General features: G+C 55.5%; 28 protein-coding genes. All 28 read left to right on the top strand.

Annotation, left to right across the window (positions count from 1 at the left end):
• A complete protein-coding gene (gene ascY / locus BN1137_RS09270; RefSeq protein WP_050718324.1) occupies positions 1-345 on the top strand; it encodes a type III secretion system chaperone AscY in 345 nt (114 codons plus the stop codon).
• Positions 326-2,443: a SctV family type III secretion system export apparatus subunit AscV gene (gene ascV, locus BN1137_RS09265; protein WP_050718323.1), complete on the top strand. Its 2,118-nt coding sequence runs from the start codon at positions 326-328 to the stop codon at positions 2,441-2,443. The genes ascY and ascV overlap by 20 nt, the downstream gene beginning before the upstream one ends.
• Positions 2,440-2,880 (top strand): LcrR family type III secretion system chaperone, encoded by a 441-nt coding sequence (locus BN1137_RS21905; protein ID WP_083443415.1) that lies wholly within the window; start codon positions 2,440-2,442, stop codon positions 2,878-2,880. The genes ascV and BN1137_RS21905 overlap by 4 nt, the downstream gene beginning before the upstream one ends.
• A 9-nt stretch (positions 2,881-2,889) precedes the next feature.
• Complete coding sequence (locus BN1137_RS09260) at positions 2,890-3,204, top strand: LcrG family type III secretion system chaperone (RefSeq protein WP_232306913.1); 315 nt, start codon at positions 2,890-2,892, stop codon at positions 3,202-3,204.
• 9 nt (positions 3,205-3,213) lie between these two features.
• The gene (locus BN1137_RS09255; protein WP_050718321.1) at positions 3,214-4,338 is read left to right on the top strand and encodes a virulence-associated V antigen; all 1,125 of its coding nucleotides are present in this window, start codon (positions 3,214-3,216) and stop codon (positions 4,336-4,338) included.
• A gap of 15 nt (positions 4,339-4,353) precedes the next feature.
• A complete protein-coding gene (locus BN1137_RS09250; protein ID WP_050718320.1) occupies positions 4,354-4,851 on the top strand; it encodes a SycD/LcrH family type III secretion system chaperone in 498 nt (165 codons plus the stop codon).
• On the top strand, positions 4,832-5,986 hold the full coding sequence (sctE, locus tag BN1137_RS09245; RefSeq protein WP_050718319.1) for a type III secretion system translocon subunit SseC family protein: 1,155 nt from the start codon (positions 4,832-4,834) through the stop codon (positions 5,984-5,986). The genes BN1137_RS09250 and sctE overlap by 20 nt, the downstream gene beginning before the upstream one ends.
• Before the next feature lie 12 nt (positions 5,987-5,998).
• Positions 5,999-6,892, top strand: coding sequence for a YopD family type III secretion system translocon subunit (locus BN1137_RS09240; protein ID WP_083443414.1), 894 nt, complete (start codon positions 5,999-6,001; stop codon positions 6,890-6,892).
• 129 nt (positions 6,893-7,021) lie between these two features.
• On the top strand, positions 7,022-7,465 hold the full coding sequence (locus BN1137_RS09235) for a type III secretion system chaperone (RefSeq protein WP_050718318.1): 444 nt from the start codon (positions 7,022-7,024) through the stop codon (positions 7,463-7,465).
• A 2-nt stretch (positions 7,466-7,467) separates the two neighbouring features.
• On the top strand, positions 7,468-7,701 hold the full coding sequence (locus BN1137_RS09230) for a T3SS regulon translocated regulator ExsE family protein (protein ID WP_050718317.1): 234 nt from the start codon (positions 7,468-7,470) through the stop codon (positions 7,699-7,701).
• The gene (locus tag BN1137_RS09225; RefSeq protein WP_050718316.1) at positions 7,698-8,099 is read left to right on the top strand and encodes a YscW family type III secretion system pilotin; all 402 of its coding nucleotides are present in this window, start codon (positions 7,698-7,700) and stop codon (positions 8,097-8,099) included. The genes BN1137_RS09230 and BN1137_RS09225 overlap by 4 nt, the downstream gene beginning before the upstream one ends.
• A 331-nt stretch (positions 8,100-8,430) precedes the next feature.
• Positions 8,431-9,246, top strand: a complete 816-nt coding sequence (locus tag BN1137_RS09220; protein ID WP_050718315.1) for a helix-turn-helix transcriptional regulator — start codon at positions 8,431-8,433, stop codon at positions 9,244-9,246.
• Between the two features lie 119 nt (positions 9,247-9,365).
• Entirely contained in the window at positions 9,366-10,184 is an 819-nt protein-coding gene (locus BN1137_RS09215; protein ID WP_050718314.1) for a T3SS regulon anti-activator ExsD domain-containing protein, read from the top strand.
• Between the two features lie 11 nt (positions 10,185-10,195).
• Entirely contained in the window at positions 10,196-10,621 is a 426-nt protein-coding gene (locus tag BN1137_RS09210; protein WP_050718313.1) for a YscB family type III secretion system chaperone, read from the top strand.
• On the top strand, positions 10,594-12,447 hold the full coding sequence (gene sctC / locus BN1137_RS09205) for a type III secretion system outer membrane ring subunit SctC (protein ID WP_198150619.1): 1,854 nt from the start codon (positions 10,594-10,596) through the stop codon (positions 12,445-12,447). Before BN1137_RS09210 ends, sctC begins: the two co-directional genes overlap by 28 nt.
• Positions 12,444-13,745 (top strand): type III secretion system inner membrane ring subunit SctD, encoded by a 1,302-nt coding sequence (gene sctD / locus BN1137_RS09200; protein ID WP_050718311.1) that lies wholly within the window; start codon positions 12,444-12,446, stop codon positions 13,743-13,745. The genes sctC and sctD overlap by 4 nt, the downstream gene beginning before the upstream one ends.
• Positions 13,708-13,911: an EscE/YscE/SsaE family type III secretion system needle protein co-chaperone gene (locus BN1137_RS09195; protein WP_050718310.1), complete on the top strand. Its 204-nt coding sequence runs from the start codon at positions 13,708-13,710 to the stop codon at positions 13,909-13,911. Before sctD ends, BN1137_RS09195 begins: the two co-directional genes overlap by 38 nt.
• Positions 13,912-13,913: 2 nt before the next feature.
• Positions 13,914-14,177: a type III secretion system needle filament subunit SctF gene (gene sctF / locus BN1137_RS09190; RefSeq protein WP_083443413.1), complete on the top strand. Its 264-nt coding sequence runs from the start codon at positions 13,914-13,916 to the stop codon at positions 14,175-14,177.
• Between the two features lie 2 nt (positions 14,178-14,179).
• Positions 14,180-14,530, top strand: a complete 351-nt coding sequence (locus tag BN1137_RS09185; RefSeq protein WP_050718309.1) for a YscG family type III secretion system chaperone — start codon at positions 14,180-14,182, stop codon at positions 14,528-14,530.
• Positions 14,527-15,084 (top strand): YopR family T3SS polymerization control protein, encoded by a 558-nt coding sequence (locus BN1137_RS09180; RefSeq protein ID WP_050718308.1) that lies wholly within the window; start codon positions 14,527-14,529, stop codon positions 15,082-15,084. The genes BN1137_RS09185 and BN1137_RS09180 overlap by 4 nt, the downstream gene beginning before the upstream one ends.
• Complete coding sequence (sctI, locus tag BN1137_RS09175; RefSeq protein ID WP_050718307.1) at positions 15,084-15,422, top strand: type III secretion system inner rod subunit SctI; 339 nt, start codon at positions 15,084-15,086, stop codon at positions 15,420-15,422. The genes BN1137_RS09180 and sctI overlap by 1 nt, the downstream gene beginning before the upstream one ends.
• A 6-nt stretch (positions 15,423-15,428) precedes the next feature.
• Positions 15,429-16,166, top strand: a complete 738-nt coding sequence (sctJ, locus tag BN1137_RS09170; protein WP_198150618.1) for a type III secretion system inner membrane ring lipoprotein SctJ — start codon at positions 15,429-15,431, stop codon at positions 16,164-16,166.
• Entirely contained in the window at positions 16,166-16,792 is a 627-nt protein-coding gene (locus BN1137_RS09165; RefSeq protein ID WP_050718305.1) for a Yop proteins translocation protein K, read from the top strand. The genes sctJ and BN1137_RS09165 overlap by 1 nt, the downstream gene beginning before the upstream one ends.
• Positions 16,771-17,403 (top strand): HrpE/YscL family type III secretion apparatus protein, encoded by a 633-nt coding sequence (locus tag BN1137_RS09160; protein WP_050718304.1) that lies wholly within the window; start codon positions 16,771-16,773, stop codon positions 17,401-17,403. Before BN1137_RS09165 ends, BN1137_RS09160 begins: the two co-directional genes overlap by 22 nt.
• Before the next feature lie 101 nt (positions 17,404-17,504).
• Entirely contained in the window at positions 17,505-19,514 is a 2,010-nt protein-coding gene (locus BN1137_RS09155; protein ID WP_083443412.1) for a patatin-like phospholipase family protein, read from the top strand.
• A gap of 2 nt (positions 19,515-19,516) precedes the next feature.
• Entirely contained in the window at positions 19,517-19,915 is a 399-nt protein-coding gene (locus BN1137_RS09150) for a type III secretion system chaperone family protein (protein ID WP_050718303.1), read from the top strand.
• Positions 19,916-20,416: 501 nt separating this feature from the next.
• Positions 20,417-21,982 carry a ShlB/FhaC/HecB family hemolysin secretion/activation protein gene (locus BN1137_RS09145; RefSeq protein WP_050718302.1) on the top strand — a complete coding sequence of 522 codons (1,566 nt, stop codon included), beginning with the start codon at positions 20,417-20,419 and terminating at the stop codon, positions 21,980-21,982.
• 11 nt (positions 21,983-21,993) lie between these two features.
• On the top strand, positions 21,994-23,621 hold a 1,628-nt coding region (locus BN1137_RS09140; protein WP_083443410.1), incomplete at its 3' end, for a filamentous hemagglutinin N-terminal domain-containing protein.

The raw sequence follows: 23,621 nt of genomic DNA, 5'->3' as shown, positions 1-23,621 counted from the left end.
ATGGTTCTCTCGTCACAGCAGCAGGATCTGCTACTGCTCACCGGTTGGTTGCACCTGCAGTACGGCCACCCTGGCCGAGCTTGTACCCTGCTCATCGCTCTGCTGCAGCTCCATCCCGAACATCAAGCGGGAAGGCGCACCCTGCTGGTTGCCCTGCTCAAATTGGAAAAGGGGCAGGAGGCGCTGATCCACGTCGATCACCTGATGCAGGAAGAGGGCGCCAATGGTGCGCTCTGGCTCTGTCGCAGTCGTGCCTGCCAACTGGTGGGACGGCTCGACGAAGCCCGCTTTGCCTATCAACATTATCTCGAACTGGAAGAGCAGAATGAATCAACGCTCCCTTGAGTTGCTGCGCCGGATAGGTGAGCGCAAGGACATTATGCTGGCGGCGTTGCTGCTTGCCATCGTCTTCATGATGATATTGCCGCTGCCGCCGGTGGCCCTGGACATTCTGATCGCCATCAACATGACCATCTCGGTGGTGTTGCTGATGATGGCGGTCTATATCAACTCTCCTCTGCAGTTCTCAGCCTTTCCCGCTGTGTTGCTGATCACTACATTATTCAGACTCGCCCTCTCGGTGAGTACTACCCGGATGATCCTGTTGCAGGCCGATGCTGGTCAGATCGTCTACACCTTCGGCAACTTCGTGGTGGGAGGCAATCTGGTGGTGGGGGTCGTCATCTTTCTCATCATCACCATCGTCCAGTTCCTGGTGATCACCAAGGGATCGGAGCGGGTGGCAGAGGTCAGTGCCCGTTTTTCCCTCGATGCCATGCCTGGCAAGCAGATGAGTATCGACGGTGACATGCGTGCCGGGGTGATCGACGTTCATGAGGCTCGGGAGCGTCGGGGAATCATCGAGAAAGAGAGTCAGATGTTCGGTTCCATGGATGGGGCCATGAAGTTTGTGAAGGGGGATGCGATTGCGGGTCTCATCATCATCTTCGTGAACATATTGGGTGGCGTCACCATAGGGGTGACCCAGAAAGGGTTGTCGACAGCCGACGCATTACAGCTCTACTCCATCTTGACGGTGGGGGACGGAATGGTGTCTCAGGTACCTGCACTGCTGATCGCCATCACCGCAGGCATTATCGTTACGCGCGTTTCCTCTGAGGAGTCGTCCGATCTGGGTACCGATATCGGCGCCCAGGTGGTAGCACAGCCCAAGGCACTGCTGATCGGCGGTGTACTGCTGGTGTTATTCGGGTTGATCCCGGGCTTTCCCATGTTCACCTTCTTTACCCTGGCGGCCGTGGTGACCGCTGGTGGCTACTTTATTGGGCTGCGCCAACACAAGGAGCTGAGTACCAACAGTCAGGATCTGCCCACTGTGCTTGCCCAAGGGGCAGGCGCACCCGCTGCGCGTAGCAAGCCCAAGCCAGGTAGTAAACCGAGGGGAAAGCTCGGCGAGAAGGAAGAGTTTGCCATGACGGTGCCTCTGTTGATCGATGTGGATGCTGCCTTGCAGGCCGATCTGGAAGCGATAGCGCTCAATGATGAATTGGTGCGGGTGCGACGTGCGCTCTATCTCGATCTGGGGGTGCCGTTTCCGGGAATCCATCTGCGTTTTAACGAGGGGATGGGACCGGGAGAATATCTGATCCAGTTACAGGAGGTACCGGTGGCCCGCGGACTGCTGCGGCCGGGTCATCGGTTGGTGCAGGAAAATGCCTCTCAGCTTGAGCTGCTGGGGATCCCTTATGAAGAGGGGGAACCACTGTTGCCGGGGCAGGCCACCCTGTGGATCGTCAATGAACACCAAGATCGACTCGAGCAATTGCGGCTGGCTTCGCTCACCACCGATCAGGTGGTGACCTGGCACCTCGCCCATGTGTTGCGGGAATATGCGGAAGACTTCATCGGCATTCAGGAAACCCGCTATCTGCTCGAACAGATGGAGGGGAGCTATGGTGAGCTGGTCAAAGAAGCACAGCGCATCATTCCGCTGCAGCGAATGACGGAACTCCTTCAGCGGCTGGTGGGGGAGGATATCTCGATCCGTAATATGCGTGCCATCCTGGAAGCCATGGTGGAGTGGGGCCAGAAGGAGAAGGATGTGGTGCAGCTCACCGAATACATCCGTAGCAGCCTTAAACGCTACATCTGCTACAAGTACGCCAACGGTAACAACATTCTACCAGCCTACCTGCTTGATCAAGCAGTGGAGGAGCAGATCCGTGGCGGTATCCGTCAGACCAGTGCTGGTAGCTATCTGGCGCTCGATCCCACCATTACCCAAGGTTTTCTGGATCAGGTACGCCGTACCGTAGGGGATCTGACCCAGATGCAGAACAAGCCGGTGTTGATCGTCTCCATGGATATCCGTCGCTACGTGCGCAAGCTTATCGAGGGGGATTATCACGCCCTGCCGGTGCTCTCCTATCAGGAGCTGACTCAGCATATCAACATCCAGCCGCTGGGGAGGGTCTGCCTGTGACAAGTGACCCTCTGTTGCCCTGGTTTGAAGCGCGGGGGATCGTCTGCACCAGACATACCCTGTGCAGTACTCCGATCCCGCTAGGGTATGCCTTCGAGCACGCGGCTCTGCGTGTAGCTTGGCGTGTTGAGCCATCAGAGCGACGTATCTGGATCGTGCTTATCGAAAGAGCCCATACAAGACAAGGGCTGGCTAATCCCTTTGCAGCCTTATATCTCTTGGCTCAGGCCGGTTTTGCTGTGCTGGGAGCGGGTTATCACCTTTACGGAAATGTCAGTGTACTCAGCGACAGCACCTTGAGTAGTGAGCGGCTATCTCGCTTCTACCGTCATTGGACCGGGGCAGGTGAACCCCTGCCAGGATGGTTTTCACTCGATGTTGCGAACGTTATCTCCTTGGCATCCATGAGAAAACAACAAAACACCGACCTCTCTTGATAGGAACGATTGGCACCTGAAATTAAAATAGAAGGCAAGATGAAAGATCACCGAGATAGCGGTCATGACGCGATCATTGCGAAGGCAGAACTGGCAATAAAAGACAGTGAACATCGTTCAGATCTATTAAACGAGATGTGGGATTCCCTCGGTATCAGTCCGCAGATAACCAATTTGCTGTTTGCAGAGGGGACTGTGGCAGAAAAGTCACAGGCTGAGCAGGAATTGTTGAGTGAGATTTATCGTCGTCAGCTTGTCCCGCAAGAGAAAAATAACGGAGTACGTCCAAGACGTCCGGCCATGATGCGTGGTCTGGTAATATAGGATAAATCGATGGAAATTAGCTCGTACAAAAAAGACCCACAGCAATTCTTGGCAGGGCTTGGCAATGTTGAATTGAAACAACTGCAAGGTGGCAGTTCTTCGGCATTGGATGACTTAGTAAAGCTTCTCAAAGACAAGAAAATAACGATCACTGCCACCTATGATAAAAAGGTAGACAGCTCACCATTTGCTGATCAGGTCGTGACAGATAATGAAGCCTTATTGAAAAAAGTACTGGCCTATTTTATGCCAGCCGATTCGGTGAATCCTGGTGGGCAGTATGATGCTCAAATAAAGGCGGGGTTTGAAAACTTCAAGAAGATAATTACCGGTGCAGCGGATACGGGCAAAACGAAATATACTCTGCGAGAGTTCCTAGCAACCACTCATTACTCATTGACACCGGACCGTATCGACGATGATGTCATTGAGGTTATGCATGATGCTATGGGCAATTACACCAACAAGCGAAATGTACTCAAAGATGAAGTGGGGAAGTTAACCGCCGAGTTAAGAACATATTCGGTCATTCAGGCAGAGATTAGCACCGCGCAGTCACAAAAAGACAATGGCACGGTGCAAGTTGGCAGGAAAGGGGTCAATATTTTTGACTATAAACTTTATGGTTATGGCAGCCATGCTGAGTTCTCCAAAAAGGATAAAAATGGAGAATATAATGAGCAATATAAGCTGCTAAAGGATATTGCTGTTGAGCGAAAGGAAGCGATGTTGATTAGAGGTAATGGGGACGTCGATAGGATAGTAGATTTTGAGGCCAAGGAGTTAGAGATTTCTAGTGATGAATATCGAGCTAGATTAAGTGCTGAACTTACCGACTTGAAAAGTGACAAACAAGTTTTTCTGTCAGCAAGAGATTTCCTAGTTTCATCCAAGAAGGATACCGGGTCATTGAGTCAGGTAAATCACTCCTATTCCTATGCCAAAGATAATAACCCACTCAGCAATTTTGCGACGACGGTCAGCGATAAAGCCAAGCCACTCAACGACAAACTCAGTCAAAAAACGACCGAACTGAATGATATCAGCTCTCGCTATAACTCGGTCATCGAGGCATTAAATCGCTTTATTCAGAAATATGAGAGCGTAATGCAACAGATCCTTCAGGCTATTTAATTTTCAGGAGCAGTAATGGAACACGACATGACCCAGGTGGACGAACAGGCGGTAGAGGCCTTCCTGCAGGATGGGGGCACCCTCGCCATGCTCAACGAGGTGTCCGGCGACACCCTGGAGCAGCTCTATACCCTGGGCTTCAACCAGTATCATGCTGGCAAGTATGAAGAGGCACATAAGATCTTTCAGGCCCTCTGCGTACTGGATCACTACGAGGCTCGATTCTTTCTGGGGCTGGGAGCATGTCGTCAGGCGCTTGGCCAATTCCAGCTGGCCATCGACAGCTATAGCTATGGCGCCATGATGGATCTCCAGGAGCCCCGTTACCCCTTCCATGCCGCCGAGTGTCTCCTGCAGATGGGAGAACTCGAGGGGGCCGAGAGTGGCTTCTACTCGGCCCAAGTGCTGGCGGCAGCAAAGCCTGAACTGGCAGAGTTGGCCACCCGCGCTGGCATCATGTTGGAAGCTGTTAAAACAAAAAAGGATATGGATCATGCATCCGATAAGCAGTGATCGCCCTCTCTCCATCGGAGGGGCTCAGCTCTCTCCGGTTGAGGGCAACGTCGGAGCCGGTCAGGCCACTCAGGTGGCGGCCGGTGAGATCAATGGCAAAAAAGAGAGGCGTGCTCAGGGGGTTGCTCTGCCACAGCCCAAGCCCGGTATCAACCAGCAGATAAACCCCGCTCAGCAGCAAGAACTGGGGCAACTGATGAAGACGGTTCAGCAGGGGGCGGCCAACGCGGCCAAGTTGCTGGGTAGCAGTTCCTTGCTAGCCAAACTGGCTTTTACTTCCCCCGATGAGTTCGAGATCGAACTGGGCAAGATGACCAGCGAGCTGGAGCAGACCCAGAAGAAGTTGAAGCTGGCCGATATCGAGCGCAGTCGTGCCGAGAATCTAAAAAAGATCGATGAAAACCAGACCAAGATGAAGGAGGCCACTGAGGCCGCCGATAAGGCCAAGAAATCCGGCCTGGCCTCCAAGATCTTCGGCTGGATCAGCGCTATTGCCTCCATCGTCATCGGGGCCATCCTGATGGCTACTGGTGTCGGTGCCGCAGTGGGCGCCCTGATGATCGCCGGTGGCGTGGTCGGTGTGGTCAATATGGCGGTGCAGCAGGCTGCTGCTGATGGCCTCATCTCCAAGGAGGTGATGGATAAACTGGGGCCCGTGCTGATGGCCGTAGAGATTGCGCTCGCCGTGCTGTCTGCCGTGGTCACCTTTGGTGCGGGGGCCGCGGGGGCCATCGCTAAGGCGGGTGCCAAGATCGGTGGCAAGGTGGCCGATGTGACCGCCAAGATGGCCGTCAAGGCCGCCGATCTGTCCACCAAGCTGGGGAACACGGCGGCGAGCACTGTCGCTAAGACCGTTAAATTTAGTACCCAGACGGCGGATCTCGTGCTCGACGCAAGTAATGGTGTGGCCAAGACCGTTGACAGTGCAATGCAGGCCGATTCTCAGAATAAGCAGGCAGATCTACTGGAAAACCGTCAGGCCATGACCTTGTTGCAAGGGGTGATGGACAAGATCAAGGAGGCCCTGTCGCAGATGACGGAGTCATTCCAGCAGGTAATGGAGATGATCTTCCAGATGATCACGGCCAGAGGGGCCATGCTCAACAACCTCGCCAGCAGACCGGCCGCGATTTAAGGAGAGAGTGATATGAATGGTATTAATAACAGCTACACCCAGGTTAACAGCACCACCCCCATCGGCAGTGAGGGGGTGCAGGGTAAAGAAGGCGCGACCGGGCAGAAAACCGCTCATGAAGCGGCCAATAACAAGTCAGCTCAGGTCTCCCAATCCCGAGCATTGCCCGAATTGATCCGGCCGCGCCAGGGGCCGGATGCGAGTCTGCTGGCCAAAGGGAGTTCAGAGCTCGACAACGTTCTTAGCATCATGAGCCTGCTGTTCGAGATGGCGCGCAAAGCGCGCGAGATGGGGCTGTTGCAGCGGGACATGGAGAACTCGGCCGTGATCTCGGCCCAGAAGGACCAGGTGAACGAGATGCGCAGTGGTGCCAAGCTGATGATTGCCATGGCTGTGGTGTCCGGTGTGATGACGGGGATCTCGGCGGTCATGGGCGGTTTCTCCATGAGCAAGTCGGTCAAAGCTATCAAGCAGGACAAGGGCCTGAATGCCAATATCGCCGGGCGAGAGAAGGAGCTGAAGCAGATAGGAGACATGAAGAAGTCTGCGGGTCTTGAGATGGGGGATGCTGGTCAGGAGTTAGCGATCAGAAACCAGCATGACAAGGCTGCCTTGAAGACCTTGAACAAGAAGTTCGAGGCCAACAATGGCCGTCAACAACTGGCCAGTACAGTGTTGCAAGGCAGTACCCAGATGGGTAATAGCGCCATCCAGGTTCACCAGGGCTATTCCCAGGCGGATGCCAAGGAAGATGAAGTGCGTGCCAGCATTGCCCAGACTCAGAAACAGAAGGTGGAAGATCATATGAACTTCAATAACAGCTTCATGAAGGATGTGCTGCAGATGATGCAGCAATATTCCCAGAGTCATAATCAAGCCATGCGAGCCGCCTTTGGCGTTGCATAAGCGCGATAAGAATGAAAGCGCCCATCCGGGCGCTTTTTTTCGGCCATTTTTCTTAAAAGAGGCGGCGTTAAGTGACAGCCAGCATGGCGTCAGCCCGCTAACATCCTCCTCTCTGAGCTGGAGGAAATCATGGACGTAATTGTCATCATCAATCGGTTGCTAGCTGAATTTGCTACCAAATATGGTTTGCCATCCCTGACTCTTAATCAGGAAGGGGTTGCCGCACTCTGCTTTGACGATCATCTGCAGCTTTGCATGATCCTGGTACCGGAGCGGGATCATCTGGTGTTGCAGGCCGATGTGGCCGAGTTGCATCAGGTGGGTGAGGGGATCTTTCGCCAGTTGGCCAGCTTCAACCGTCACTGGTATCAGTTCAATCTTCACTTTGGTTTTGATGAAGAGAGTCTGACGGTACAGCTTTATCGCCAGATGACCGCAAGCCAGCTCACGCTGGCATACCTGGAGGAGAGCCTTTCCGGCATGCTCGAACATGCCGAGTTTTGGCAGGAATTGCTGGAACCGCAGCAATCGCTCGCTGGAAGCGGTGATGAGATGATGGGGGTTCGGGTATAACCATGAAGATCCTGGGATCGCAAGTCAGCATGATGCAAAGGACGACAGCTTCGGAAGTCACAGGCACATTTTCTGGCAAACAAATGAGCACAACGCAGATGATGACTGGCCAGATGCCATTATCCGTCTTGTTGCGCCACTCTATCGCCCTGGATCAGACACAGGAGCTGGCACTCCAGCGCTTGCAACAGGGTGAGCACAGGTCACTGGCCAAACGCAGTATCCGGGTAATATGAGGTACCTACTGGCGCTGGTACTGTTTGTCATGCTGCCCGGTTGTGTCACCTCGCAGCCAGTGAAGCCATCAACGCAACAATTGAAAGGAGAGGTGCATCTTTCAGGTGCATTGCCGCACCCCGCTATGGTGGAAATTGTCGTGCTGAGTGTGATTGATGGACGAGCATTACCGGTCGCGGCTATCCAATATGAGGTAGCCATGTTGCCGTTGATATTTGATTTACGACTGACACCGCTGCAACTGGCTAAAGGGGATATATATATACGGACTAGGCTGTACTTCCTCGGCAATTCGGTAGTGCAGGCGGCTAGCCAGCAAAAAGTTTTTAAGGACTTTAATGATAGGCTAATCGTTATTAAATTGCAGCCCAAAAACTGTTATCCACAATGTCATTAAATGCCAGATTGATAAAATAGTTTAAAATCAACCATTTATTTTATTTTTAGATGATTGTAAATGTTTTTTTTTGTAACGAACTATCTCTCTGCGTGAGTGTGTTTTTGTATCTATTATAGATTTATGCGTCACTAGTGCTTGGGCTCTAATTTTTATCTGGTTTTTTTATTCATGGCTGTTGTAGGATGCCGCCATATTTCAATGTGGATTAATTTCTGCCTTGAGGTGAACTTACAAATGATAAATATAACGCCAATAAGAAAATATCCAGAGGAAGTCTGCTTCCACTGAGGTGTTACTGGCACGACGCGCAGATTCAGGAAGACACAATATGAAGGACATTACTACCGCAGAGAAGGGCGATATAGCCCTGCTCCAGTGGCGCATGTCTACTTTTAACGTCATCGAACATTCGCAAGAGGGAATATATATCCTCTTGAAAGGAACGATGAAGTGGCAAGACTGCAGCGATACCTACGAGTTATCCCCCAACGAACTGATGTTCGTGCGCCGTGGCAACTACGCGGTCTGTACTGGTGAAGGTGTTTGCCATCTGCTCTGGCTACCACTTTCAAGCACTTTTCTGCAAGGTTTCTTGCAACGTTTCGGCTCCTTGCTCAGTGAGGTTACTCGAATAGACGGTATGGCACTTAGCCTATTGCCTTTCAACGCTTCACCATTGCTAACACAGTCTATTCAGGGACTGTGTGGCTTGATGGAGCATGAGCATCCTCCTGCCCTGGCTCATTTGCGCATCGAAGAGTTATTGTTTCTGCTGGCGTTTGGCGAGCAGGGATCTCAGCTGATGTCAATTCTGCGACAGCTGAGCAGTCGCCAGGTTGAGCGGTTGCAACACTTCATGGAAAAGCACTATCTCATGGAGTGGAAATTGAGTGAATTTTCCAAAGAGTTTGGGATGGGGCTGACTACGTTCAAAGAGCTATTTGGTTCGATATATGGAGTGTCCCCTCGAGCCTGGATCAGCGAGCGGCGCATTCTCTATGCTCATCAGTTATTACTCAATAGTGAAATGAGTATTGTTGATATTGCCATGGAAGCTGGGTTCTCCAGTCAATCCTATTTTACTCAGAGTTATCGGCGTCGTTTCGGATGCACACCGAGTCGTGCCAGACATGGCAAAGATTAACGCCGGACTAAAATAATCTGACGTTTTTTATAAGCCAGGAGGCAGGGCAATGGATAGAATAGCCAGCATATTGAACCATCATCCCATCATTGCCCGCAGCAAGATGAGCAAGGCATAGCATGAGTCAGCAAGATCATCATTCACCTAGCCAGGGCCTGTTTGCAGGTCGCCGGGTCGCTGTTGTCCAACCAGAGTCCTTGCATCGGGATCGCCTGGTTGGACGGTTGTCTGTCCTTCGTTATCAGGACGCCGGCGTGGTTACATCGCAGCAGATGGGGTTATTACAACGCTTGTTACCGAGAACCCGGTTGGAGGCTTTGCTGGGCTCCATATGGTTTCAGCGTCGCCTGGATGCAACACTGGCGGTGTCACGCCAGGATCTGCAACAAATCTTGCGGGTAGCGAGCCAGGGTGAGCGCTGTGATTGGATGCAACAGTTGGGGGACCGAATCAATCTGGCTGACTGCACGCTGTTGTGGCACTGGGTGCTCTATCCACTGCACCAATGGTGGGTTCTACAGCGAGAGCCCCTCTATGGCACTTGGCGCAACGAGCTGGATCATTTGCAGATCATGCGACGGCAGCTGAAGGCTCAGGCTCTGTTCTGGCAGACGGTCGTCGATGTGCCTGCCGATCTTGAGACTCGAATTGCGACCCAGCTTGAGCAGTTGAGTCAGCGCGAGATGGAGCTGCAGCAGTTGCAAATCCAATGCGAGGAGCGCCTCCACTTGGCCTGGCCTGCCTGGTATGCACTGCAGCGTCATGAGGGTGAGCCAGAGAGCTTGATGCCGGTGCCGCATGAACTCGGCGCCTTCTGGCATGCCCTGCAAGCGCTTCCCCAACAACCCGCAGCAGCACAGCGACTGCACGAGTGGTTGGCTGGCCGTGGAATGGCCCTGGGTCAGGATCACTTCTACTGGCAGTCGCCCGCTAGATAGCTCGAGGAATTATGTACACTCTACTGAATCGATTGGCCTCCAAGCTTGGCCAAGGGGCTTTTGTTGCCGATGCACAGGGTAAATACCATTTACGGCTCGATGGTTACCCCCTTTTTCTGACGCCCAGAACGGGTGAATTGCTGCTGAGCACCCCCCTTGGAGGCGGATCGCTTGTGGGAGGAGAGGGCCATGATCTGGCACTGCTGAAGAGCTTATTGCAACAAGTGGTGGCCTGGGGGCGTCACAGTCCCCACGCCCTGGTGCTTGACGAATTGGGCAACTTGCAACTTGAAGCCAGACTCCGACTGGAATGGCTGGACGAGCAGCGGCTGGAGGCACACCTGAGTCAGCATATTACACTGCTGGAGCGCCTGGAAGCCCAGTTGAGTGAGGCCGCGTTGGCCCCCCAATGGAGGCAGATGATATGGCGCCCTTGAGTGTGCGAAACCTGGTGCGGCCCCTGTTGTTACTCTGCATCGGTGTGGCCCTATGGCTGCGACCAGTAGTAGCACAGGAGCTGGACTGGGTTCCTATGCCATACAGCTATGTGGCGGAAGGGGAAAGCCTACGGGATGTGCTGGTCAACCTTGGCGCCAACTATGAGGTGTCGGTGGTGGTCAGTGACAAGGTCAATGACCAGGTCAATGGTCAGTTCGAGCATGAGGAACCACTAGCATTCTTGCAGCAACTCTCATCCCTCTACAACCTGGTCTGGTACTACGACGGCAACGTGCTCTACGTCTTCAAGAACAGCGAAGTGCAGTCCCGACTCATCAAGCTGGAGCAAACTGGCGCGGCTGACCTGAAGCTAGCGCTGCAGCGTGCCGGGATCTGGGAGCCCCGTTTCGGGTGGCGCCCCGATCCGGATAATCGTCTGGTTTACGTCTCCGGTCCGCCACGTTATCTCGAGTTGATTGAGCAGACTGCGGTGGCTCTGGAGCTGCAGTCCCAGTTACGTAGTGAAAAAACCGGCCCCTTGGCTATCGAGATTTTCCCGCTCAAATATGCGTCGGCGACTGATCGCTCCATCCAGTATCGCGATACCGATGTGGATGCCCCCGGAGTGGCCACCATTCTGGCTCGACTGCTCAGCGATGCCGGCGTGCAGATGGTCAATGGTGAGGGGAAAAAAGGCCCTGCGCCCATCTCGGGGCAAGCCATCGTCCAAGCGGATCCTTCTCTCAACGCCGTGATCGTAAGAGACGCCCCGGAGCGGATGGCGATGTACGGCAAGTTGATCGCTGCGTTGGATAAACCCGCGGCGCGAATTGAAGTCGCGCTCTCCATCATCGATATCAATGCCGAGGATCTCTCTCAATTGGGGGTGGATTGGCGGGTCGGGATCAGTACCGGCTCCAACCAGCAGGTAATCATCAAGACCACCGGGGATCGTAAAGGAATCGAAGGCGGGGCGGCCCTCGGTAGCTTAGTGGACGCCAGGGGGCTCGATTATTTGCTTGCCAGGGTCAATTTGCTGGAAAACGAAGGCAATGCTCAGGTTATTTCCCGCCCGACCCTGCTGACCCAGGAGAACACTCAGGCGGTGATTGATCACAGTGAAACCTACTACGTCAAGATCAGCGGTGAGCGCGTAGCGGAGCTGCAAGGGATCACCTACGGCACCATGTTGCGGATGACACCACGAGTGATCCAGATGGGAGATAGGCCCGAGATCAGCTTGAGCCTGCATATCGAGGATGGCAACCAGAAGCCCAACAGTGCTGGTGCCGATGGTATTCCCACCATCAGCCGTACTGTGGTGGATACCATCGCTCGGGTCGGACACGGTCAGAGCTTGCTGATTGGTGGTATTTACCGCGACGAGATGAGTGAAAGCCTGAGCAAGGTCCCCTTCCTTGGTGACATTCCCTATCTGGGAGCGCTGTTTCGCAGCAAAGACACCCAGACGCGGCGCGCGGTGCGGCTTTTCATCATAGAGCCAAGGTTGATCGATGACGGTGTTGCCCACTACTTGTCACTGGGCAATGGCCAAGATTTACGAGCGGGAATACTGGGGAGCGATGAAATCTCCAACCAGAGCCTCTCGCTTGGCAAGGTGCTGGGAGGCGCTCAGTGTCAGCCGTTGGCTGCAGCGCGTGAGGTACAGCAACTGATGCGTCAAGCGGGCAAAGGCTCCTTCCTGACACAGTGCCGTATGGGCAATGAGCAGGGGTGGCGGTTGGTGGAACTAAAACGCGATCAGCGGTGTGCTCCTGATGCCAGCTGGTGCGAACAGGCTGCCAACGGAGGGGCAACCCGATGAGCTGGAAGTGCCGCATATATCGCGGGCTAAACCGCGGGGTGGAAGTCCCCCTGCCGGAGGGGCGCCTGGTGATAGGGGCCGATCCACTACTGGCGGACCTGGTGTTGGTCGATGAGGGTATGGCGCCAGCTCATCTGGTGCTGATGGTCGCGGCGGAAGGCATCCTGCTTCAGGAGTGGGCCGAGGGGATCACGCCGACCCAGGATGGTGTGGTGCTTGAAGCAGGGACCTTGCTCAAGGCTGGCGCTCGCCTTGAGGCGGGTCCATTGCTCTGGAGTTTTTGTGACAGCAGCCGTGCGCTCCCCGAGCAGCTAGATGTGCTAGCCACAGTCACTGCGCCTCCTCGTCCCCGTCCGGGGGCGGGTCGTGCCGAGCTATGGATGACGGGGATCTGCCTGACCCTGATAGTGGCCGTGGTGGCTCTGCTGGGCCATGGCTGGTGGCAGGGACGCATTGAGAGCGACGCCACTCGCAGTGAGCAAGCCTTGAGGCATTTCCTCACCGCACCCCTTTATCAGCAGGTGGTGCTTAACACTACCGATCCGGAACTTTGGCAACTATCGGGCTATGTCGATGAGAACAGTACCCGCAGGGCTTTGCAGCAATACCTTGATGGTAATGGTTTCAGTTACCGCCTAGAGCTGCGCAGCATGGAAGATCTGCGTCAGGGAGCTGGTTTTATCTTGCAAAAGCTGGGTCATGAACAGTTGCAGGTTCGCAACGGCAAGGAGCCTGGTTGGCTGCGGTTAAGCGGTGAAATCAACGGGCAAGATGCGAAGTGGAACACGATTGAGTTGCTTCTCAAGCAGGAAGTGCCTGGCGTGCTGGGGATTGAGAATCAGGTACAGGTTGCCGGTGCTTATCGCAAGCGGCTGGATGCCCTACTTCAGGAGCAGGGCATAGCAGGGCTGTTGCGGATACGGGAGGCTGGCTCCCGGATCGAGGCATCGGGGCAGTTGGGTGAGACTCAACTTGGCCAGTTTCAGCGGGTGCAGCAGCAGTTTCGCCGCGAATTTGGCACTCATCCTGTGTTGGAGTTGATTAATCAAGAGCGGGCACCTCGACAAGATGAGTTGGAGTTTGATGTGCGTAGCGTGTCGCTCGGCCGAGTGCCCTATGTGACCTTGGTGGACAACCAGCGGTATCCCGTCGGGGGGGCGACTACGAACGGCGTTCGCGTACAGGCCATTCGTCGGGATGCGGTGGTGGTGACCAAGGGCAAGCAGCAATACATCGTCAAGTTAAAAGGAGTCGATCGTCATGATGACCAATTTGGAAACGCGACTGTCCGGCGCTGATCCTGTCTTTGCCCGTGATCTGCACGATCAGCTTGTCCAGGCTCAGGGGGACATAAAGCGGCAACTGTTACGGGGCGGTACCCAACAACAGTACCGGCAGTGGCAACAGGAAGCCGATGCCATTGAGGCTGGGCTCAAGATCATTGAGAAAATAAAGGGAGAGTAACTGTGGCTATTGAGAAGTTTTTTGTAAGTGGTGGGGACAGTAACAACACCCTTGATAGTGTTGCCAAGGCTCTGAAAGAACAGGCAAATGAAAGCAATAAAGCAGTCAACGATGCGATTGCCGATATGAAAACAGCCCCGGACAACCCAGCCTTGCTGGCCGAGCTGCAACACAAGATTAACAAGTGGTCGGTTATCTACAACATCAACTCCACCGTGACCCGTGCGATGAAAGATCTGATGCAGGGCATTTTACAGAAGATTTGACGATGAACTCTCAACTGAAACGCCAACTGGCCGAACTTGCGTTGGCAGGCACGGGTCACCACTGCCACCAGGAAGCTGCTTTGATTGCAGACTGGTTAACGGGTGAGCTGGGGATGCTGGAGTGCGCAACTCTGATCCGGCTCTCCTCCCTGATGAATCAGGGGGATTATCAGAATGCTTTGTTGCAGGGGGCGCAGCACTGTACACCCGATATCGAACCCTGGCTTGCGCTGTGTGAATGGTGGCTTGGCAACACTGATGCGCTGGCATCACGTCTTATTCGGCTAGAAAACAGTGATCTGCCCGCGTTGCAGTTGTTCGCGACGGGTCTGCGTGAGCAGATGGCGTCATGAAGGTCGACAGCCATGAGGCCGCTGCTCAGAACGTCAGGCCGGATGTCCCGTTACGCCCTCCAGAGCAAACGGTCCAACATCAGTTTGAGCGCTTGCTGGCCACAGAAACCGCGCCGGACTTGTTTGCCCGCTGGAAAGAGGGCGCTTCGCTTGAAAGCTTACTGAGCGGTGCGGCCCCCGCAGCGCAACGGGATTTGTTGTGGCAGATATATCAACAAGATAGCAAGGCACCAGGGATCGGTGAGCGCTTGTTCCAGCCGGTGACTGACAAGTTGGTCGAGCGTTTTAGTGGACGCCAGTTGCCCGTGGTCACGGCCATAGATCTGCCTGAATTACGGGCCTTGATGCGGGAATTTGATCCGCTGGCATCGCGGCGGGAGAGGGTGCTGTTGAACGTGATGGCTGAGCTTAAGGGTGAACAAGGTGTCGTACCCGCCGAGTGGGAATTTCTCGGGGAGCTGGCCCGCCGGGAGCTGATGGTGAGCCTGATCCCGCTCAACGGCATTGTGAATAATCTGATGCGACATTCGCACAAACTGGATCTGGAGGGGTGATGGAGATTACTCAGTCTGCTCAGGCGGTGGTAACCAGCCTGGATGAGTTGAAAACGGTAGATGCCTCCTCTTCCCATGTGGCCAGCTTCGAACAGGTGATGGGAGGCTCGTCACAGGGGCTCGGTGGCTCCCTGCTAGGCGAGCTGGGAGAAATAAAGCAGCAGTTTACCGAGGCCAAGAAGAGCCTTGAGGCTGAGCTGGCCACGCCTGGGGATGACCCCAACAGCCTGATGCAGATGCAGTGGTCGCTGATGCGTATCACTATGCAGGAAGAGCTGATTGCCAAGACGGTTGGCAAGATGAGCCAGAACGTAGAAACCCTGTTGAAGACCCAGTGAGGTAGTGTGAAGAAATCGATGCTGATAGGGGTGTTGTTCACCTCTCTGCTGCTCAGTGGCTGCAAAGTGGAGCTCTATACCGGGATCAGCCAGAAAGAAGGTAACGAAATGCTGGCGCTGTTGCAAACCGAAGGGATTTCTTCTGATAAGCAGCCGGACAAGGATGGTCAGGTCAAATTGCTAGTGGAGCAGTCTGATGTGGCGCAGGCCATCGAGACGCTCAAGCGCAAGGGATACCCGCGCGAAAGTTTCTCTACCTTGCAGGATGTGTTTCCCAAAGATGGCCTTATCTCCTCGCCAACCGAAGAGCGGGCCCGCCTCAACTATGCCAAGGCTCAGGAAATCTCCCATACCCTCTCCGAAATAGACGGGGTACTGGTGGCCAGGGTGCATGTGGTGTTGCCGGAGGGCAATGAGGGGATTAACAAGAAGCCATCCCCCGCCTCGGCGTCCGTCTTTATCAAGCATGCCGCAGATATCCAGTTGGACACTTATATTCCGCAGATCAAGCAGCTAGTCAACAACAGCATCGAGGGGCTGGCCTACGACAGGATCAGTGTGGTGCTGGTTCCCTCTGCCGATATCCGTCAGATGCCGCTGATGGCACGCAACACTAGCCTCTTCTCCATTGAGGTCAGCGAGGGATCTAAGTGGCGTCTGGCTGGTCTGATTGCACTACTGCTGACACTGGTGGTGACGACCAATCTGGCGCAATACATGTGGCATCGGAGCCGGAGTCGCTGATGGCCGTCGGTCTGACCCCCTACCAGCTGCGCTTTTGCCCTGCCAGTTATCTGCATGAAGATCACATGCCCCACCCATGGCGCTGGTTGCTTGGTCCCCTGCCTGACTGGCGGACTCACCCCGCGATCAATGGCGCCCTGCTGGATGAGCTGGCATTAGGTATCGGTTACGAAATGCCTGCTCTTCTGGGGGGCGTGGCACTTTTCCCCCAGATTGAACTCACCTCGGTATTACGCCGTCTCGGCGCCGTGCTGCATGGTGAGGCGATCCGGCATAGTGTGCTCGCGCCCGTTTTGCGCCAGATTATTGCCCTGTTGGGTGAAGAGGGGCACAGGGCCCTGCTCTCCCAGCTCGATCTCCTGATTGGGCCCTGGCCGGTGGGGTGGCAACGGCCGCTGCCGGATCAACTTGATGCGGCGTATTTGGAAGAGGCCGGGTTGCAGTTCTGGTTGGCGGCAGCAGGAGAGGCGGATCCTGACTGGGCTCGTCGCCTCGCTCTGCGACTTCCCCCCGCGACGCGAGATTCATCATGGTGTCTGGGCGCCGATCAGCAACCGCTGGCCCAAGCGCTTTGTCTCAAGATTGCCAAACAGGTAACCCCACAATGCTGCCATTTGTTGAAATAAAGAGTGAGCACCTGCAGTTGGCCCCGAGCCAGCGTATTTTGCGCAGTCAGGATTACCAATCCTATCTGAGCGCACAGGCGCTAGTGGAGGCGGCCCGAGCTCAGGCGGCCGATATAGTGCAGGAGGCTCGAGCCGTGTACGAGCAGCAAAAAACGCTCGGCTGGCAGGCCGGTGTTGAGTCGGCACGTTGTGAGCAGGCAGTACTGGTTCATCAGACCCAGTTGCAGTGTCAAGAATACTACCGCACGGTCGAGCGGCAGATGAGTGAGGTGGTGCTGCAAGCGGTGCGTAAAATCCTGCACGATTACGATCAGGTCGCGCTCACGCTCAAGGTAGTGCGCGAGGCGCTCTCCCTGGTGAGCAACCAGAAACAGGTGACTATCCGGGTACATCCAGATCAGGTGCAGGCAGTGCGTGACCAGATAGCCAAGGTGCACAAAGACTTCCCCGAGATAGGCTACCTGGAGATATCGGCGGATGCCCGGCTCGATCAGGGGGGCTGCATTCTCGAAACCGAAGTGGGGATCATTGATGCCAGCCTCGATGGCCAGTTGGAAGCGCTGTCGCGAGCCATGGCTGAAGCGTTTGAACGAGCCGGAGCACATTCGTAAAAATAAAATGCGGCATTGATAAAATAGCGGCCGATGTTGCCAAACGACCATCATGAGTCTCCTTAGAATGGGCACATATCCACCATGACAGGAGACATCTTATGCAGATCCAACAAGCACCTAAATTCACCACCACTCCCCCTACGGGGGTATCAGAAATCAGTCCCAGCGAACAACAAGGAAGTGCGCCCAGTCTGGCTGCCAACCTGGGTGGCATCCCCGTCACTCCTCAGGTGCGAGTCAGCAATGCACCTGTTGTGGAGCCATCCAAGGGGGAGTCTATCTGCGAAGCCTGTGGGCCACGTCAGGTGAGTATCGCTCGTCATCAGGACGGCTCTACCTCCGTTACACTGCAACATCCTCCGCTCACCAGCCTGGTACTGAGTGGTGGTGGGGCCAAGGGCGCGGCCTATCCGGGCGCTATCAAGGCGTTGGAGCAGCAGGGCAAGTTAGCCGAGGTCCGTACTCTGTCCGGTTCCTCCGCCGGGGCGATTACGGCGTCTTTGCTCGCGGCGGGGATGAATGCCGATAAGTTCAAGAGCCTGTCCGATAAGATGGATCTCATTGATTTGCTCGATTCCCCAGTGAAAAACATCAGGCTGGCTCAACATCTGAGTGGGGAAAATGGCAAGACGATCGCCGGACTTCTCGATAAGATAAAACTCAGCAAGTTGGGTAGCTTCGTGCAATTGCTTTGCAACATCTTGCCCCGCCTGCAGTCCGAAGCAGCCCCCCTCGAGAAGACACTTAAACAGGAGTCGAGCCGCTCCGTATTGGCCCAGCTTGGCGCGCACCCTGAGCTGAATTCCAGACCCGAGATTGCCGCCATCCGGCAACGTCTGCAGCAAGGTGGTGGAGTGACTTTCGGTGATTTGGCGCTGCTCAATCGCCACATTCCGGCCATCAAGGAGTTGAATATCACGGGAACCGGCATGTTCGATGGCCGCCCGCAAATGATCCTGTTCAATGCCAGTCTGACACCGAACATGGAAATTGCTCGTGCTGCTCATATTTCTGGTTCTTTCCCTGTGGTATTTAGTCGCCCTGAGGAACAGCATCAACCCTTCTTGATGAAAGGCGAACAACTGTCATTGCAAGATGGCGGCGTCATGCTCAATGTCCCAGTCCCTGAGTTAATCAATCCCACTGTCGGGCGATCGCCCATTTCTGAGCATGACAATCTGATCCTGAAATTCGAGGGGGGCAGTGACGAACCCGCCGAGCGGGGGACTCGCAAAGGCGCCATTGCGGATTGGGTGGTGGGTGCGCCGGTCGGGGCTCGCTCGGCGTTGCAAACCAAAGGACTGGCCGCATTTGCCGATCAGATGGTGACAGTGCCGCTCAAAACCGAGCGTGGCGACTTCACAGGCACTCTGAGTGGCACGCTTAATTTCACCATGAGTGAGGCCGACAAACAGCATTTGCAAGACAAGTTGGCTGATGCGGTGACGGGGCATCTGGAGGGCAGGGCGAGCGATCGGCAGCAATATCAGTTCAACGATCTGGAGTCAGCCTTGCTGGCCCTGCCGGAGCGGGACTTTGCGGCCGTTGCTCTGGAAGGTAATGCTGAGATACAAGAAACCGTTCGTTTTCAACAGACGGCTCAGGAGCAGCTTTCTGTCATAGTGGTATCTGTATTGAGTCAGGACCCATCTGCCCGGTTGGAGCTGTCTGGCTCATTATCCAATGCGCTCGAGCAACTAGATTCACTGGCCAATTCCCCGGCTCGTCGAGACTGGCTCGTGGCTCAGTTCAACCAAGCGGATAACACAGCGCTGGCTCGCTTGCTCAATGCGGCTAGTCCAGCGGGCCAATTCCCCATATTGGATCAGAGCAAAGGTGAGGCAAGACACCGTGAGGTGATGACGGTGGCACACAACATCATTCATGAGGTGATTTATCCCTCCCTGTTCCGCCCAGGGCAACCGGACAGTAACGTGGCATTGCTGCGCCAGACAGAGCATGCGCTGGTGAATGCGAAGACGCCGTCCGAGGTGAACATAGCTCTGAAAGAGCTGGCAGATAATTACGGTGCTCGCAACAAACCTTGGAGCAAACCTCGCTCTTCTACCACAGTCAGCCAGGCTCAAGCCTGGATGATGAAGGAGTAAGCATGCTGATTGAATGGCTAAAGGGGTTGGGGCAGACCCTGCCCGCAGCCGGTGAGAGCCGGCGCATCCGGTTTGAGTCATCGCCAGAGTTGTGGCTCGAGAGAATGGGAGATCAGTATGTGCTGGCGCTGCCGATGGCTCCCTTGCCCTCGAATGGACTCTCGGGGGTCATGCTGTTGCTGCTGCAGGTCAACAGCCCGATGTCGGCGCTGCAACCAACCAGGCTGACGGCTGATAGCAGCGGCAAGCTGTTGTTATGGCTGCCTTTAGAGGAATTGGCCAGCCCTGAGGCATGTCAATCTGCTTGTGATTTGCTCCACAGTGCATACTGCTCGCTGTTACCTCTGCTGCAAGAACCAGAAGAAGATATTCCAATTCAAAAAAACAATATGTTTGTTTAGATGATGATTCTTATTTGGTTGTTTTGTGTTTCAGTGATGTTGAGCTTTATCAAGTGGTAACGAAATATATTTAAATAAGGGGCTTGGGTAGCCCCTATTTTTATATCTGGAGTTTGAATCCCAAATGGTGATGCAAAGGGTAACCCACATGTTGCCCAGAAGATCTAGAACCCTCTCATTTCGATCCTGAAGTTAAATAATTATTGGCAGTGAAGTGTGATGTCCGAGTCGATGAGATCGGCATCACATGAATAAGACAAAAAGTGTCGCACCCAATATTCCCTTCTGTATAATCCGCCCCGTTCAGGTCTTTCGTGTTCATAAAGAAACCAATTCGAGTTTCTGGTGCACGACAAGGTGGCACTAAAAATAATTAGAAGATTCATCACCATGGGTTGCTACACCTCACGCATGCGCACGGGCGCAGTTGCGTTGCTTTTGCTATTCGCTCAGGGCGTCGATGCTGCTGGGCCCTTGTCGTCTCCGCTAGATCAAAATGATGTGGAACGGCGCCAGCGCGCTCTGCTCGAGGATGCGGCCCGGCAACGTGATGAGGTGGCGCGTCAGTTGCCATTACCTGCCCCAACAACGCCGGGTGATACCGAGGCGAGTGGCCCCTGCTTCCAAGTGACCGAGATCCGCCTGGAGGGGAACACGGTGCTGGACGCCAAGGCGAGATCAAGCCTCACCGCTTCCTACCTGAATACCTGCATGGGGCTCGCCCATATCAACGGTCTGATCCGTGCCGTTAGCCAGTGGTATCTGGCCAAGGGCTATATCACCAGCCGGGCTTTTCTGCCGGAGCAGGATCTTGCGACTGGCGTTCTGACGCTGGGGGTATTGGAAGGGCGCATCGAGGCCATCGTGGTGGATGGTCAACCCGATCCCATGACCCGAACCCTGTTCCCCGGTTTGGTGGGGGAGATCCTCAATCTGCGGGATCTCGAGCAGGGGGTGGATCAACTCTCCCGACTGCGTTCACTCTCCTATCGCCTCGATATTCAACCCGGTCACCAGGCGGGATTATCCATCGTCAACCTCAAGGGAGGGCGAGGCTTCCCCGTGCAGGGGAGCCTGGATCTGGATAACAGCGGCCAGCAGAGCACGGGGGAAGAGCAGGGGCGGCTGTCGTTGAGCGCCGATGATCTGCTGTCGTTGGCCGATCAATGGACCCTGGGGGCCTCCAGCAGCACGGACGGGCGCGATGCCCATAATGCGGCGACCTGGCAGGCTGGCCTGAGTTTGCCCTACGGCTATTGGCTGCTGGATGCTGGTTATCAGTACAGCGAATACCGCAACGACGTGCAATCTCGCGGATTTGTGTTCGAAAGCCGGGGCGACACGCGCACCGTCACCGGCAACCTCACCCGGACCCTCTATCGGGATGGGGAAAGCAAGATATCGGCGGTAGCTGGCATGACTCATCGTCAGAGCCGCAACCTCATCATGGAGCAGCTGCTGGAGAGCAGCAGCTATGAGCTTTCCTCTCTTCGTCTTGGACTCAACCTGGCGACGCGGGTCGACCGCCACTTCTTTACCCTGAACCCGGCCCTGACCCTGGGCACCGACTGGTTCGGCGCCGACAGCGACCATGGTCGTACCCCTCTGTTGCCCCAAGCCCAGTTTGAAAAATGGGGGCTGTTTGGCAGTTACAGCACGGCGGGGGAGCATCTGGGCTGGTTGTCGACGGGTGCGTTGCAATGGTCACCGGATGTGCTCTACAGCGTGGAGCGCCTCTCTCTGGGGGGAGAGGCTTCTGTACGCGGCTTCAAGGAGCAGAGCATCAGTGGAGACACCGGCGGCTACCTGCGTAATGAAGTGAGCTGGCAGGGACAGTCACCCACCTGGCTTGGTCAGTGGCGTACCTGGCTGGCTCTGGACATGGGCCGGGTCGATTTGGGAAATCAGCAAGATAGCTGGCGCAGCCTGATGGGAACCGCCGCCGGTTGGGAACAGCGCTATCAACACCTTACCGCCAACATCAGCATAGGGTTTCCCGTCAGCGCGCCCGGCTGGCTCAATCCCGACCCCTGGGTACTCTACTACCGCGCCAGCGTCACGTTTTAAGGAATAAGTCGATGACTATCATGACTGCCCGTCAACCCCAACTCTCCCTGGTGTGCCGCGCCGTAGTGTACCAAATGTGTCTGATGATGGCGCTGCAGCCCGCTCATCCTGCCTTCGCCGAGGGGATCGCGGTGGCGACCGGTAATACCACCCTCAACCAGGCGGGGAACGGTGTGCCCATCGTGGATATTTCAACGCCAAATGGCGCCGGGATCTCTCACAACCTCTATACCGATTTCAACGTCGGTCAGGGGGGGGCCATTCTCAACAATGCCACCGGGCAGTTAACCCAGACCCAGTTGGGCGGTCTCATCCAGAATAACCCTCACCTGGGGGGACAGGCCGCCAGTGCCATCATCAATGAAGTCATCGGGGTCAATCCGTCCCAGCTGCAAGGTTATCTCGAGGTCGCAGGCCAGCAGGCGGGTGTGGTGGTGGCCAACCCCAATGGCCTGACCTGTGATGGCTGCGGCTTCATCAATACCCCGACCGTAACCCTGTCGACCGGCAAGCCTGTTTTGGATGCCCAAGGGCAACTGCAGATGCTGGATGTCAAACGCGGCACGTTGACGGTGGGGGGCAAGGGGCTGGATGCCAGTCGTCAGGCTTCGGTTGATCTGGTGGCGCGAGCCGTACAGCTCAATGGGGCCTTGCATGGCAAAGATATCAACGTGATAGCCGGGGCCAATCAGGTCAACCGCCAGACCGGGGAGATCAGGGCGCAGGCAGGGGAAGGCCCGACACCGGAAGTCGCCATCGATACCGCGGCCCTCGGCGGCATGTATGTAGGGAAGATCCGTCTGGTCTCAACCGAGCAGGGGGTGGGGGTCAATCTGGCCAATACGGTGGCAAATCAAGGGGATCTGACCCTGGATGCCAGCGGCAAGATCCGACTGAGAGACTCATCCTCCACAGGCGCACTACGGGTTGAGGGGCGGGATGATGTTGCCCTGACGGGCAAGGTGCAAGCCGGCGGCCCGGCACAGATTGGCGCAGCGGGGACGCTGAGCGCACAGAATGCCGACATTCAGGTCGCGCAAGACACTCGTCTTGCGGGCAAGTCGCTGCAGCTCGATCAGAGTAGCCTTACCAGCGGTGGTGCCTTGGCACTGCAAGCCGATGAGGGATTGACCCTCGCGGGTGGCAAGGTGCAAGCCGATGCTATCGACGCCAACGCCCGGGATATCAACGTGCGCACCACAATGGCAGCCAAGCGGGTTGCCCTGACGGCAGACGAGATCGTTCAAGCGGGGGATCTGCAGGGGGACGCAGTCAACCTCGTCGGAAAAAATGTGCGCAATCATGGGAAGACCCAGGCAGGACAGACCCTGAATGTCCAAGGCCAACGCCTTGAGAATAAAGGTCTCCTCAAGAGTGGGCAGACGTTGGAGGTAGCGCTGAGTGACAGCGGTCGCAACGATGGCGTACTGAGCTCGGCAGGTTCGCTGGATATCAAGGCTGGCAACCAGTGGGAGCAAGGCTCACAAGGCAAAAGCGAATCGGGTACCAAGACAATGCTACAGGCTGGGCGAGCGGCCTTGGGGGGCGAGGTGGCTGCGCAGCAGCTTGCGGTGAATGCCGACGCCCTGACCGTAGGCGGCAAAGTGCGGGGGGACGAGGTCCAGCTGACGGCAGGCAA

The sequence above is a fragment of the Aeromonas tecta genome (assembly GCF_000820185.1).
In the GTDB taxonomy this organism is placed as follows: Bacteria; Pseudomonadota; Gammaproteobacteria; order Enterobacterales; family Aeromonadaceae; genus Aeromonas; species Aeromonas tecta.
This window is presented reverse-complemented; position numbering and strand designations above follow the sequence as displayed.